Below are 12742 nucleotides of genomic sequence, written 5' to 3'. Positions count from 1 at the left end.
GGGCGCCGCCGCGCGGGTCGCGGCGGCGCACCAGCGCTTCAGCGCAGCGCGCTGACGTACAGGTCGAGCAGCGCGCCCCAGCCGCCCGCGCCGTCGACCTGGGCGCGCATCGTCTCGCCGCCCTCGGCGTAGCGCTCGAAGCCCGAGTGCGTGAGCACCACCTCCGTGCTGTCCTCGCCCGTCGCGGTGAACCGCACCTCGACCTCGCTGGCGAGCGCCGGATCGGGCTCGAAGCCCCACTGCGGCGTGAGCAGCCACGCGAAGACCAGGCGCGACGGCGGCTCCCAGGCGAGCACGCGGCCCCAGTCGGTCTCGGTCCCGTCGTGGGCCCGCGCGTAGCAGCGGCCGTCGACGAACGGCTCGATCACGGCCTCGGCGGGCGTCGGTCCCACGTGGTGGGTGTCCTTGGGCCACCAACTCGCCATGCCGCTGGTGAAGACGTCGTAGGCGCGCGCGACGGGCGCCGCGACGGTGACGGTGCGCCGGACGACGGCGTCGGCGGTCTGCTCGGTCATGGGTGCTCCTCGGGGTGGGGGTCGTGTTCGGCGGCCTCCTTGAAGGCGGCCAGGGCCTGCGTCCAGAACCGGTCGAAGTACGCCTGCACCGCGGCGACACCGTCGGGGTCGACCGCGTAGAGGCGCCGCGTGCCGGATGCGCGATCGCGCACCAGGCCGGCGTCCTTGAGCACCCGGAGGTGCTGGGAGACGGCCGGCCGGCTGACCGGCAGCGTCGCGGCGATCTCCCCGACCGCGAGCGGCCCGTCGGCCAGCCGCTCGAAGACGGCCCGGCGGGTCGGGTCACCGAGGGCGGCGAGGGCTGCGGTTCCGTTCGGCATGGCTTACGGTAAGCGTAGCCTGACGGATCCTAGAGCGCAAGGGCCTAGCTAGGTCGCTTCGGCGACCGCGCGTCCCGCCGCGCGGCCCGAGAAGAGGCAGCCGCCCAGGAACGTCCCCTCCAGCGAGCGGTAGCCGTGCAGGCCGCCGCCGCCGAAGCCGGCGACCTCGCCTGCGGCGAAGAGGCCGGGCACCGGCTCGCCGCCGGCGCCGAGGACGCGGGAGGAAAGGTCGGTCTGCAGCCCGCCGAGGGACTTGCGCGTCAGGATCGAGAGCCGCACCGCGATCAGCGGGCCGGCCTTCGGGTCCAGCAGGCGGTGCGGCGCCGCGACGCGCGCCAGGCGGTCGGGCCAGTAGCGGCGCGCACCGCGCATCGCCGTGACCTGCAGGTCCTTGGTGTAGGGGTTGGCCATCTCACGGTCGCGCGCCAGCACCTCGCGCTCGACCTGCTCGAACGGCAGGTCGACGTCGGGCTCGAGCGCCTGCATCCGCGTCACGAGCTGCTCGAGCGAGCGCTCCACCACGAAGTCCGCGCCGTGGCGCAGGAACGCCTCGACCGGCGCGGGCGCGCCCGTGCCCAGCCGGGCCTTCAGGACCGACCTGATGGACTTGCTCGTGATGTCGGGGTTCTGCTCGGAGCCCGAGAGCGCGAACTCGCGCTCGACGATCTTCTGCGTCAGGACGAACCACGTGTGGTCGTGGCCGGTCGACATGATGTGGTCCAGCGTCCCGAGCGTGTCGAACCCTGGGAACCACGGGACGGGCAGGCGCCGCCCCCGCGCGTCGAGCCACAGCGGCGACGGGCCGGGCAGGATCCGGATGCCGTGCGCCGGCCAGATCGGATCCCAGTTGGAGATGCCCTCGACGTAGTGCCACATGCGATCGGGGTTGACGATCCGCCCGCCGGCCGCCGCGGCGACCTTCAGCATCCGGCCGTCCACGTGGGCGGGGACGCCCGAGATCATGCGCTTGGGGGCCGTCCCCAGCCGGGCCGGCCAGTTCGCGCGCACGAGGTCGTGGTCGCCGCCGATGCCGCCCGAGGTCACGATCACCGCGCCGGCGCTGAGCGCGAAGTCGCCGACGACCTCGCGCGACGACGCGGCGCCGCGCCGCACGTCGCTCGGGGCGAGGACCGAGCCGGTCACGCCGTCGATCGTGCCGCCGGTGACCGACAGCGCGTCGACCCGATGGCGGAACCGCAGCTCGACCAGCCCGCCCGCGACCGCCTCCTGCACGCGGCGCACGAAGGGGGCGAGCACGCCGGGCCCGGTCCCCCAGGTGACGTGGAAGCGGGGCACGGAGTTGCCGTGCCCGGTCGCGCCCGACCCGCCGCGCTCGGCCCAGCCCGGGTTCGGGAGGAAGCGGATGCCGCGCTCGTGCATCCACGCGCGCTTCTCGCCGGCGGCGAACTGCACGTAGGCCTCGGCCCAGCGCCGCGCCCAGTCGTCCTCGGGACGGTCGAACCCGGCCGCGCCCTGCCAGTCCTGCCAGGCGAGGTCGAACGAGTCGTGCACGCCGACGCGCCGCTGCTCGGGCGAGTCGACGAGGAAGATCCCGCCGAAGGACCAGAACGCCTGGCCGCCGAGCGAGGCGGCGGGCTCCTGGTCGAGGACGATGACCCTCCGGCCGGCGTCGAGGAGCTCGGCGGTCGCGACGAGGCCGGCCAGGCCGGCGCCGACGACGATCGCGTCAGCGGTCATTGCACGGCGGCTGCAAGAACATTGCGCCGCAAGTTAGCCGTTCGCGCGCGGCGGCGCGGCCCGCGATCAGATCTTGGCCGCCGCACGCCGGTTGACGGCCGGGATCACCTGCTCGCCGTAGCTGCCGAGCGTCGCGTCCTTGGCGTCGTGCTGGAGGTAGACGGCGAACTGGTCGACGCCGAGGTCGGCCAGCTCCTGCAGCCGCGCGACGTGGTCGGCCGGCGGTCCGACCAGGCAGAAGCGGTCGACGATGGAGTCGGGCACGAACGCCGTGTGCTCGTTGCCCGCGCGTCCGTGCGCGTTGTAGTCGTAGCCCTGGCGCTCGGCGATGTAGTCGGTCAGCGCCTTGGGGACGGCGGCGCCGTCGCCGCCGTAGCGCGCGACGATGTCGGCGACGTGGTTGCCGACCATCCCGCCGAACCAGCGGCACTGGTCGCGGCCGTGGGCCAGGCCCGCGTCGCTGCCGTCGGTGACGTAGGCGGGGGCGGCGACGCAGATCGTGATGGCGTCGGGGTCGCGGCCCGCCGCCTCGGCGGCGCGCCGGACCGCGGCGATCGACCACGCGGTGATGTCGGGGTCGGCGAGCTGCAGGATGAAGCCGTCGCCGACCTCGCCGGTCAGCGCCAGCGCCTTCGGGCCATAGGCCGCGACCCAGATCTCGAGGCGGCTGTCGGGGTTCCACGGCAGCCGCAGGGTCGTGCCCTTGTACTCCACCGCCTCGCCGTTGGCCAGCCCGCGGATCACGCCGATCGACTCGCGCAGCTCGGCGAGCTTGACCGGCTGGCCGTTGATGACGCGCACGGCCGAGTCGCCGCGCCCGATCCCGCAGACCGTGCGGTTGCCGTACATCTCGTTGAGCGTCGCGAACAGCGACGCCGTGACGGTCCAGTCGCGCGTGGCCGGGTTGGTGACCATCGGGCCGACGATCAGCTTGTGGGTCTCGGCCAGGATCCGGCTGTAGATGACGAACGGCTCTTCCCACAGCAGGTGCGAGTCGAACGTCCACGCGTGGCTGAACCCGTAGGCCTCGGCGCGCTTGGCGAGGTCGATCACCCGCGCGGCGGGCGGATCGGTCTGCAGGACGACGCCGAAGTCCATCATCGCGCCACCTCCTCGAGCTCGCCCGCGGCGACCATGGCGATGGTCTCGCCCACCGTCGCGCCGTAGGCCTCGATCGCGATGCGCAGGGCGTCCTCGGGCGAGTCCTCCACCTCGGTGTGGGAGATCGGCGGGTCGGACTGGGCGAAGAGCATGACCGTGGGGACCATGCGGCCGATCTCGGTCGCGTCGTGCAGCGGCCCGCTGGGGATCGGCGGCCCGTCGCCGCCGCCGGCGCCGGCGACGGCCGCTCGGGCGAGCTGCACCAGCCGGGGGTGAAACGGCGTCGGCGTGGCGCCGAAGACGCGCCGGAACGCGACCGTGCAGTGCAACTGCTGCGCCGCGGCCTCGCAGGCCGCCAGGCACTCGGCCAACATGGTGGCCAACGTGTCGGCGTCCAGGTGGCGCAGGTCGAGCATCATCTCCGACTCGCCGGCGATCGCCGTGATGACGGCCGGCTCGCTGCGGATGGAGCCGACGGTCGTCACGCCCTCGTGCCGGATGCCGACCTCGCGGATCTCCAGCGCGGCGGTCGCCGCGGCGGCCAGCGTGTCGCGGCGCAGGCGCATCGGCGTCGAGCCGGCGTGCGCGGACTGGCCGCTGAACTGGATGAGGTAGCGCTCGTCGCCGACCGTGCCGCTCACGGCGCTCGCGGGCCGGCCGCCGTCGAGCAGGACGGGGCCCTGCTCGATGTGCAGCTCGAGGTAGGCGCGGGCGCCGTCCAGCCGCGCGGTCGCGGCCGAGGCCGCGTCGAGGTCGATGCCGCACTCGGCCATCGCGTCCTGCAGGCGCGTTCCGCCGGCGTCGAGCAGGTCGCGCACGTCGTCGGGGTCGAGCGTCCCGGCGACCGCCGAGGAGCCGACGAGGCTGCGCCCGAAGCGCGCGCCCTCCTCGTCGGCCCAGTCGACGAGCCGCACCTCGACGGGCGGCGGCGCGCCGGCGGCGGCCAGCGTGCGGAGGACCTCCAGCGCGGTGGTGACGCCGAGGGCGCCGTCCAGCCACCCGCCCGACGGCACCGCGTCGATGTGCGAGCCGACGATCACGAAGCCGTCGCCCTCGCCGCTGCCCGGCAGCGCCGCCCAGAGGTTGCCGGCCTCGTCGCGGTCGACGACGACGCCTTGGCCGCCCAGGTCGGCCAGCTTCCCGGTCAGCCACTCGCGCGCGACCAGCCAGTCCGGCGACCACGCCAGCCGCCGCGCGCCCGCCGGCCCGCCGGTCAGCTCCGCCAGCTCGCGCAGATTGGCCAAGACTCGCTCGGCGTCGATGACCAGCGTCATGCGGTCACCGCCGCGCCGCGGGTGCCGAGCGTGCCGGTGCGGGCCACGAACCGCCCGTGCCCCGGAGCGGTGAGGATCTCCCCGCGGTCGTAGACCATCGTGCCGCGACTGAGCGTGTGGCGGACGCTGCCGCTCGCGGTCTCGCCCTCGTAGAGGTCGTAGTCGACGTTCATCAGCGACGTCGCCACGCCGTAGGGTCGCGGGGCGTTGGGGTCGAAGACCACGACGTCGGCGTCCTTGCCGGGCGCGATCGCGCCCTTGGACGTCAGCCCGAACCGGCGGGCGATCGTGGTCGACGTGCGGTCCACCAGCTCGCTCGGCGTGATCCGCCCCGCGACGACGCCCTCGTCCCACAGCTTGGCCAGGCGGTGCTGGATCGCCGGCAGGCCGTTGGGCACCAGGCTGAAGTCGTCCACTCCGCGCGCCTTCTGCTCGTCGCGGAACGGGCAGTGGTCGGTCGAGACGCTCTCGAGGATCCCGCGGCGCACGTAGTCCCAGAGCGGCTCGTGGTTGGACGCGTCGCGCAGCGGCGGCGAGCAGATGTAGCGGCAGCCCTCGACGCCCGGGCGGCGCAGGTCGTCGATCGTGTTGACGAGGTACTGCGTGCAGGTCTCGGCGCTGACGTCCACGCCGCGCTGCTGGGCGGCCTGGATCTCGGCGGCCGCGGCCGCGCAGGTGACGTGGACGACGAACAGCGACGCGCCCGTGTACTCGGCCAGGCGCGCGGCGCGCGAGGTCGCCTCGGCCTCCACGAACTCCGGCCGCGTGAGCGCGTGGTGGATCGCCGCGGTGTTGCCGGCCTGCAGCGCGCGGGTGACGAGGAGGTCGACGACGTCGCCGTTCTCGGCGTGGACCATCGTCAGCGCGCCGAGGTCCCGCGCGCGCTCCATGGTCGCCGCCATGGCGTCGTCGCGGGTCATCAGCTCGCCCTTGTAGGCCATGAACAGCTTGAAGCTGGAGACGCCGGCGTCGACGATCGCCGCCATGTCGTCGATCGTCGCCTCGTTGGCGTTGGTGATGGCCATGTGGAAGCCGTAGTCGACGTGCGCGGCGCCGGCCGCCCGGCCCTGCCAGTCCTCCAGCGCGGAGCGCAGCTGGTCGGGCTCGCGCTGGATGGCGAAGTCCACGAGGCACGTGACGCCGCCGGCGGCCGCGGCCTGCGTTCCGGTGTCGTAGTCGTCGGACGACCACATGCCCATGAACGGCATCGAGAGATGGGTGTGGTTGTCGACGAGCCCCGGCAGCAGCAGGCAGCCGGAGGCGTCGATCACCGTCGCGCCGGCCGGCGCGGCGACGCTGCCGACCGCGGCGATCTGCTCGCCGGCGATGAGCACGTCGGCGTCGTACTCGCCGTCGGCGCTGACGACTCGGCCCCCCTGCAGGAGCGTGGCGTGGTCTTCGGTCATGGGTGGGTCCTCCTGGTGGTGAGGTGCCGTGCGGTCCCAACGGCCGCACCCTGGATCCTCTGCCTCCGGGGTGTCCAGCGCAACTGCCGGGGTCGACACTCGTCCGGCGCCGGCGCCGTGCGAAGCCGCCGGAGCCCTAGGGCCAATACATCCTGCGCTCGTAGTCCTGCAGCATGCGCGTCGCCGAGAACCGCGGCGCGAGCGTCCGCAGCGACGCGCGCACGCGGCGCGTCCAGGCATCGCCGGCGTCGTAGAACTCGGGCACGATCTCCTGCTCGAGCAGGTGGTACAACATCGCCGCGTCGCGGGAGTCCTGGGCCTGGTGGTCGGCGTCGACGTCGCCGGGCAGCGCCCAGCCGTTGAAGCCGTCGTAGGCCTCCGCCCACCAGCCGTCGAGCACGCTGAGCTGCAGGCCGCCGTTGAGGACCGACTTCATGCCGCTCGTGCCGCTGGCCTCCAGCGGCGGGCGTGGCAGGTTGACCCAGACGTCGCAGCCCTGTACGAGGCGGGCGCCGAGGGCGAGGTCGTAGTCGGCGAGGAACACGACGCGCGACTGCGTGCCCTCGGCGCCGCGGAGGTCCAGCAGCTGCTGGATGAGCTGCTTGCCCGGCTCGTCCTTGGGGTGCGCCTTGCCGGCGACGACGAGTTGTACGGGTCGATCGCTGCGCAGGAGCGCCAGCGCCCTCTGCGCGTCGTGCACCATCAGCGCCAGGCGCTTGTAGGTGGCCACGCGGCGGGCGAAGCCGATCGTCAGCACGTCGGGGTCGAAGGCCTCGGCGCCGGCCTCGACGTAGTCCCGCTCCTCGCCGCGGCCGAGGCGATCGCGCGGGATCCGATCGCGGATCAGGTCCACCAGGGCCGAACGCTGCTCGCGGCGGACGGCGCGCAGCTCGTCGTCGCCGATGGCGTCGATGCCCGCCCAGGCCTCCGGATCGGCCGCGCGATCCTGCCAACCGGCGTCCAGGTGGCGGTCCAGCAGCCCGCGCATCGGCGCGCCGAGCCACGTCGGGACGTGCACGCCGTTGGTGACGTGGGTGATCGGCCCCTCGTCGACGGGGCGGTCGGGCCAGAGCTCGTGCCACATCTCGCGGGCGACCTCGCCGTGGCGGCGGCTCACCGCGTTGGTCGCGCGCGCGGTGCGCAGCGCCAGCTGGGTGATGCCGAACGGCTCGTGCTCGTCCTCGGGATGCGTGCGGCCGAGGGCCAGCACGGCGTCGAGGTCGAACCCGCGCGCTTCGACGAGCGGGCGCAGCAGCGCCGCGACCTGCGCTCCCGGGTACGCGTCGTTGCCGGCGGGCACCGGCGTGTGGGTGGTGAAGACCGTGCGCCGGCGCGCGTGCTCGACCGCCTCCTGGAGCGTGGCGCCGGGCGCGTCGAGCGCCGAGAACGCGGCGTGGCCCTCGTTGAGGTGGACGATCTCGGGGTCGACGTCCAGCGCCTCGAGCAGCCGGATGCCGCCGATCCCGAGCAGGGCGTACTGGTTGAGCCGCACCTCCGGCGCGCCGACGTAGAGCTGCGACGTCGTCCAGCGGGCGAACGCCGAGTTCTCCGGGCGCTCGGCGTCGAGCAGGAACAGCGGCACCCGACCGACGTCGACGCGCCAGACCTGGGCGACGATCGTCTCCTCGTGCGCAGGGACTGCGACGGTGACCGGCTCGCCGTCGTCGCCACGGACGAGCACGGCGGGGAGGCGCTCGGGATCGGTCTCCAGCCAGTACTCGCGCTGCCACCCCGACAGGTCGATGCGCTGGCGGAAGTAGCCCTGGCGGTAGAGCAGCCCGACGGCGACGAACGGCAGCGCGCGGTCCGACGCCTCCTTGACGAGGTCGCCGGCCAGCGCCCCGAGGCCGCCGGAGTAGACCGGCAGCGAGACGTGGATGCCGTATTCGGCGCAGAAGTAGGCGACCGGTCCGCCGTCGCGCGACGGCGGCGCCTCGCGGTGCTCGCGCAGGCGCTCCAGGACGGCGGCGGCGCGCCGGAGCAGGTCGGCGTCCTGCGCCGCGCGCTCCAGGCGCTCGTACGGCGACTCCTGCAGCAGCCGCACCGGGTTGGCGCCGCACGCCGTCCAGCGCTCGCGGTCGACGGCCTCGAAGACCGCCGGGCCGTCGGGATCCCAGCACCACGCGTAGTTGTAGGCGATGCGTGCGAGCACCTCCAGCTCGCCGGGCAGCCGGGCGGCCAACCCGGCGATCGCCCGCTCGATGTCGCGTGCTCCGGCGTCGTTCATGGTGGCCCCCTACCCAAGCACAGCAAGAGCACACATGCGGGGGATTCCGGCTCATCGCGTCGGCAGCGGCGAGTACGGCTCCAGCCGCATCGCGGCGCGGCCGGCGGCGCGGGCGTCGATCTCCACCGCGACCTCGACGTCGCCGGTGCGCACGGGGTCGTGGCGCCGCCGGCCCTCCTGCGCCGCCAGCCACGGCGACAGGTAGCGCCCGTCGATCTTGCGCGGCACGGACCAGAGCCGGAGCTCGGGAGGGGCGCCCGCGCCGTCGCCGCCGTGGATCGGATGCTCGAGGTACTGCGCGCCGGTCCCGGTGAGCAGGCGCCCGCGGAGCACGGGGCGAAACGGCTTCGGCGCGATCGGCGCGCCCGCGGCGGCCGCCAGGTGCTCGGCGATGGCGTCGGCCTGCTGGCAGGCGATGCCGCCCTGCTTGACCGGGAAGGTCGTGCCGTCACCCGCCGCGTAGACGTCCTCGACCCCGGTGACGCGTAGCTCGTCGTCGATCGGGATGAACCCGCAGCGGTCGGCCGGCAGCCCGGCGATCCAGGGACCGGCGATCGTCGGCAGCGCGACGATCCGCTCGGTGTCGATCGGCTCGCCGCCGGGCAGCAGCACGAGGCGGCCGTCGTCGCCGGCGCGGGCGTAGGTCTCGCCGCGGAAGTCGATGCCGGCCGTGGCCAGCAGCTCGGCGACCGCCGCGGACGGCTCGGGGCCGAAGAGCGCCAGCGGCGCCGTCTCGGGGGAGACGATCTGCAGCCGGACGCCGTCCATGCCCATGGAGCGCGCTTCGCGCGCGGTCATCAGCGCCAGCTCGTAGAGCGGCAGCGTCCACGTCGTGCCGGGCGGCACGACGAAGCTCACGGCGTGCGTCCAGCCCTCGTCGATGTCGGCGAGCAGGCCGTTGAACGAGACCGTGGACGTGTCGCCGGTGAACGTCAGCGCACGGCTGTAGGCCACCTTGTGCTGCGCGCCGACCGCGACGACGAGGGCGTCGTAGGCGACCGTGCCGCCACCGGCCAGCAGCAGGCTGCGGCGGTCGGGGTCGACGCGCTCGACCGCGTCGGCGACGAGCTCGGCGCCGACCTCGTCGGCGAGGGCGGCGAGCGAGTGGCGGCGGACGTGGTCGGCGGCGAACGGCTCGGCGGTGCGCAGCGGGCGCAACTCGAAGTCGGCGTTCGGCGCGACGATCGTGAGGCGGACGCGCCCGCCGGCCAGCGCGTGGAGCGCCAGCGCCAGCTCGACGCCGGCGACGCCGCCTCCGGCGATCACGACGTGGGTGCGGGCGGTGGGAAAGCGCATGGCCCCAAGCTACGGGCGGTCCGGCGCGCCGCCATCCGCCCACCGCCGCGCCTCGCTGCGGGGAACTACGCACGTCGCGGCGGTCTATGAACGTCTTTCAGAAAGAGCACGGTCTGAGCGGGGCGCCTCGCGGCGCCGCAGTCCCTGGCCGCGGATCGCCGGGCCACCAGCACGACTCACCGCGGCCAGGGCCTGCGGCATCCGCGAATGCGCGCCGCTCAGCCCGCACGCTGATTCTGAAAGACGTTCTATGCTCGCCACGCGACGCACGGGGCGTCACGCACATGGACGACGCGACCCTCACCCGCCTCATCGACGTCGGCCGGGGACTGCTCTCCGAGCTGGACCTCGACACGCTGCTGGCCCGCGTCCTGGACGTCGCCCGCGAGCTGACCGGGGCGCGCTACGCGGCGGTCGGCATCCTCGATCCCCAGCGCTCGGGCCTCGAGCGCTTCCTCACGAGCGGCATCGGCGCGCAGGAGCGCGCCACGATCGGCGACCTGCCACGCGGCCACGGCGTGCTCGGCGTGCTGATCGAGGACCCGCGACCGCTGCGCCTCGACGACGTCGGCTCGCATCCGCGCTCCTACGGCTTCCCGCTCAACCATCCGCCGATGGGCGGCTTCCTGGGCGTGCCGATCCTCATCCGCGGCGAGAGCTGGGGCAACCTCTACCTCACCGAGAAGGGCGACGGCGCCTTCACCGACGAGGACGAGGAGGCGATGATCGTGCTCGCCGACTGGGCGGCCATCGCGGTGACCAACGCGCGGCTCTACCAGGCGGCCACGGGCCGGCGCGACGAGCTGGAGCGGACGGTCCGGGCGCTGGAGACGACGACCGAGATCTCGAGCGCGATCGGCGGCGAGATCGAGCTGGAGCGCATCCTCGAGCTGCTGGTCAAGCGCGGGCGCGCGCTGGTCGCGGCGGGCACGCTGGTCGTCACGCTCGTCGTGGGCGACGAGCTGGAGGTCGTCGCGGCCGCGGGCGTCGTCGGCGACGCGCTGGTCGGCAGCCGCGTGGGCATCGGCGCCTCGGCGCTCGGCTTGGTGCTTCAGTCGCGGCGGCCCGAGCGCCTCACCGAGCTCAGCCGCGGCTCCGGCCGCCTGCTCGCCGCCGACGTGCACGCCGAGGCCGGGCTCATGGTCCCGCTGCTGCATCGCGGACGGGCGCTCGGCGTGCTCGCCGCGTTCGACCGCGTGCAGGAGGGCCCCGGGTTCTCGGCCGACGACGAACGGTTGCTGCAGGCCTTTGCCGCCAGCGCCGCCACCGCGGTCGCGACCGCGCAGACCGTCCAGTCGCATTCGACCGAGCGCTCGATCCGTGCGTCGGAGGCCGAGCGCACGCGGTGGGCGCGCGAGCTGCACGACGAGACGCTGCAGGAGCTCGGCGGCCTGCGGGTGCTGCTGTCGGCCGCGCGCCGCAGCGACGATCCGGGGCGCGTGGACGAGGCGCTGGAGCAGGCCGTGGGCCTCGTCACGCACGGGATCGCCACGCTGCGGGCGCTGATCACCGACCTGCGGCCGGCGGCCCTCGACGAGATCGGCACGCTCGGGGCGCTCACCGCGCTCGTCGACCGCGTGCGCGCCGCCAGCGGCCTGGTCGTCGAGCTGGAGGCCGATCTGGACTTCGAGTCCGGACGCACCGGGCAGCGGCACGTCCCCGAGCTGGAGGAGGCCGTCTACCGGCTCGTCCAGGAGGCGCTGACCAACGCGGTCAAGCACGCGGGCGCGACGCGCGTGGACGTCGTGGTGCGCGAGTCCGGCCAGGCGCTGCACATCACCGTGCGCGACGACGGCGGCGGCTTCGACCCCGACGGGCAGTCGCCGGGGTTCGGGCTCGTGGGCATGCGCGAGCGGATCGCCCTGGCCCAAGGCACGCTCGAGGTCCGCTCGGCACCGGGCGAAGGCACGGCCGTAGAGATCGAGCTGCCGATGCGCCGGCGGACGCCGGCGGCCGCGGCGTCGTCCTAGAGGGCGCCTGAAGGGTCTGCCGTCAGACCTACCGTGGTTGGGCCGGGGTGATGGTCGGTGGCGTGCTCGGGTCCGGTTCGAGCTGTTCGGCGTGGGCAGGCATGAGCGCTGCGCCGACGATGACGAGGCAGAACGCGGCGAAGCGCCCGCCGATCTGGAGCGGGCCGGAGCCGATCGGTTCGTGGAAGACGAGGATGCCGCCGATGATCGCGGCGAGGTTCGCAGCCACGGAGGTGAGGGCGATGACCTCGACGCCCGGCCCGAGCTGGAGGCTGCGCGCGGAGGCGTAGAACGCGATCGCTCCCGCGACGAGCGCGGTGCCCGCCCACGGGCTCAGCAGCCCATGCAGCGGGCCTTCGGCATGGGTGAGGTACTTGATGGCGACGTCGGAGACGCCGAACAGCGCGCCGGCGGCCAGACCCAGCAGCAGTCCTTCGGCGCGGTGCAGGACGCTGCGGTGCGCGGAGATCGCCAGGAGCGCGGCGCCGATCGCGAAGATCGCGCCCTCGACGGCGATGAGCGCCGCCAGGGAGGAGCGCTGCGGTCGCGCGGCCCCACCGCCGGTGAGTCCGATGACCGCCAGGCCCGCGGCGGTGATCACCACGCCGAACCACTGCCATCGCCCGAGGCGGAAGTCGAAGAAGCGCTCGGCGAGAACGGCGAGGAAGACCAGACCGCCGGACAGGACCGCCTGCACGACCGAGAGCGGCGCGAGCCCCAGCGCGCCGACATGCAGGATCCACGCCAGGATCGCGACCAGCCACCCGACCGCGAACCAGCGTGAGCGGAAGAGCGCGGCGGCGCTGCGCAGCGGGTGCCGGGCCTCGATGGGGTCGACGAGGACCGCGCCCCGGTACTTGAACAGGAAGGCCAAGTTGGTGGCCAGGGCGGAGGCGAGGGCGAGGAGCAGTCCCAGGATCATGAGAGCGCGCGGC

The 12742-nt window shown here is 74.2% G+C and carries 10 protein-coding genes; 1 reads left to right on the top strand and 9 read right to left on the bottom strand.

The window, feature by feature from the left end:
- Positions 1–38 precede the first annotated feature (38 nt).
- From VK501_RS06250 to VK501_RS06215, 8 genes are all read right to left on the bottom strand, one after another.
- Complete coding sequence (locus VK501_RS06250) at positions 39–515, bottom strand: SRPBCC family protein (RefSeq protein WP_324335735.1); 477 nt, start codon at positions 513–515, stop codon at positions 39–41.
- Entirely contained in the window at positions 512–835 is a 324-nt protein-coding gene (locus VK501_RS06245; RefSeq protein WP_324335733.1) for a metalloregulator ArsR/SmtB family transcription factor, read from the bottom strand. Before VK501_RS06245 ends, VK501_RS06250 begins: the two co-directional genes overlap by 4 nt.
- Before the next feature lie 48 nt (positions 836–883).
- Complete coding sequence (locus VK501_RS06240; protein WP_324335731.1) at positions 884–2533, bottom strand: FAD-binding dehydrogenase; 1650 nt, start codon at positions 2531–2533, stop codon at positions 884–886.
- A 66-nt stretch (positions 2534–2599) separates the two neighbouring features.
- Positions 2600–3631, bottom strand: a complete 1032-nt coding sequence (locus tag VK501_RS06235; RefSeq protein WP_349260981.1) for a TIGR03842 family LLM class F420-dependent oxidoreductase — start codon at positions 3629–3631, stop codon at positions 2600–2602.
- A complete protein-coding gene (locus VK501_RS06230) occupies positions 3631–4908 on the bottom strand; it encodes a hydantoinase/carbamoylase family amidase (protein WP_324335727.1) in 1278 nt (425 codons plus the stop codon). Before VK501_RS06230 ends, VK501_RS06235 begins: the two co-directional genes overlap by 1 nt.
- Complete coding sequence (gene hydA / locus VK501_RS06225; RefSeq protein ID WP_324335725.1) at positions 4905–6314, bottom strand: dihydropyrimidinase; 1410 nt, start codon at positions 6312–6314, stop codon at positions 4905–4907. Before hydA ends, VK501_RS06230 begins: the two co-directional genes overlap by 4 nt.
- A 136-nt stretch (positions 6315–6450) precedes the next feature.
- The gene (gene glgP, locus VK501_RS06220) at positions 6451–8541 is read right to left on the bottom strand and encodes an alpha-glucan family phosphorylase (RefSeq protein ID WP_324335723.1); all 2091 of its coding nucleotides are present in this window, start codon (positions 8539–8541) and stop codon (positions 6451–6453) included.
- A 51-nt stretch (positions 8542–8592) separates the two neighbouring features.
- Entirely contained in the window at positions 8593–9837 is a 1245-nt protein-coding gene (locus VK501_RS06215) for an FAD-dependent oxidoreductase (RefSeq protein WP_324335721.1), read from the bottom strand.
- A 284-nt stretch (positions 9838–10121) separates the two neighbouring features.
- On the opposite strand from VK501_RS06215, the gene VK501_RS06210 reads away from it, so the two are divergent.
- Positions 10122–11807 (top strand): GAF domain-containing sensor histidine kinase, encoded by a 1686-nt coding sequence (locus VK501_RS06210; RefSeq protein ID WP_324335719.1) that lies wholly within the window; start codon positions 10122–10124, stop codon positions 11805–11807.
- A gap of 28 nt (positions 11808–11835) precedes the next feature.
- On the opposite strand, the gene VK501_RS06205 is transcribed toward VK501_RS06210, so the two are convergent.
- Entirely contained in the window at positions 11836–12729 is an 894-nt protein-coding gene (locus VK501_RS06205; RefSeq protein ID WP_324335717.1) for a hypothetical protein, read from the bottom strand.
- Positions 12730–12742: the final 13 nt, after the last annotated feature.

Origin of the sequence: Baekduia sp. (genome assembly GCF_035318805.1) — a bacterium.
Classification (GTDB): Bacteria; Actinomycetota; Thermoleophilia; order Solirubrobacterales; family Solirubrobacteraceae; genus Baekduia.
This window is presented reverse-complemented; position numbering and strand designations above follow the sequence as displayed.

Bases quoted from the DNA above. Each gene is read 5' to 3' on its own strand.
- VK501_RS06230 (WP_324335727.1), bottom strand. From the start codon at position 4,908: ATGACGCTGGTCATCGACGCCGAGCGAGTCTTGGCCAATCTGCGCGAG.
- glgP (WP_324335723.1), bottom strand. From the start codon at position 8,541: ATGAACGACGCCGGAGCACGCGACATCGAGCGGGCGATCGCCGGGTTG.
- VK501_RS06215 (WP_324335721.1), bottom strand. From the start codon at position 9,837: ATGCGCTTTCCCACCGCCCGCACCCACGTCGTGATCGCCGGAGGCGGC.
- VK501_RS06250 (WP_324335735.1), bottom strand. From the start codon at position 515: ATGACCGAGCAGACCGCCGACGCCGTCGTCCGGCGCACCGTCACCGTC.
- hydA (WP_324335725.1), bottom strand. From the start codon at position 6,314: ATGACCGAAGACCACGCCACGCTCCTGCAGGGGGGCCGAGTCGTCAGC.
- VK501_RS06245 (WP_324335733.1), bottom strand. From the start codon at position 835: ATGCCGAACGGAACCGCAGCCCTCGCCGCCCTCGGTGACCCGACCCGC.
- VK501_RS06235 (WP_349260981.1), bottom strand. From the start codon at position 3,631: ATGGACTTCGGCGTCGTCCTGCAGACCGATCCGCCCGCCGCGCGGGTG.
- VK501_RS06240 (WP_324335731.1), bottom strand. From the start codon at position 2,533: ATGACCGCTGACGCGATCGTCGTCGGCGCCGGCCTGGCCGGCCTCGTC.
- VK501_RS06210 (WP_324335719.1), top strand. From the start codon at position 10,122: ATGGACGACGCGACCCTCACCCGCCTCATCGACGTCGGCCGGGGACTG.
- VK501_RS06205 (WP_324335717.1), bottom strand. From the start codon at position 12,729: ATGATCCTGGGACTGCTCCTCGCCCTCGCCTCCGCCCTGGCCACCAAC.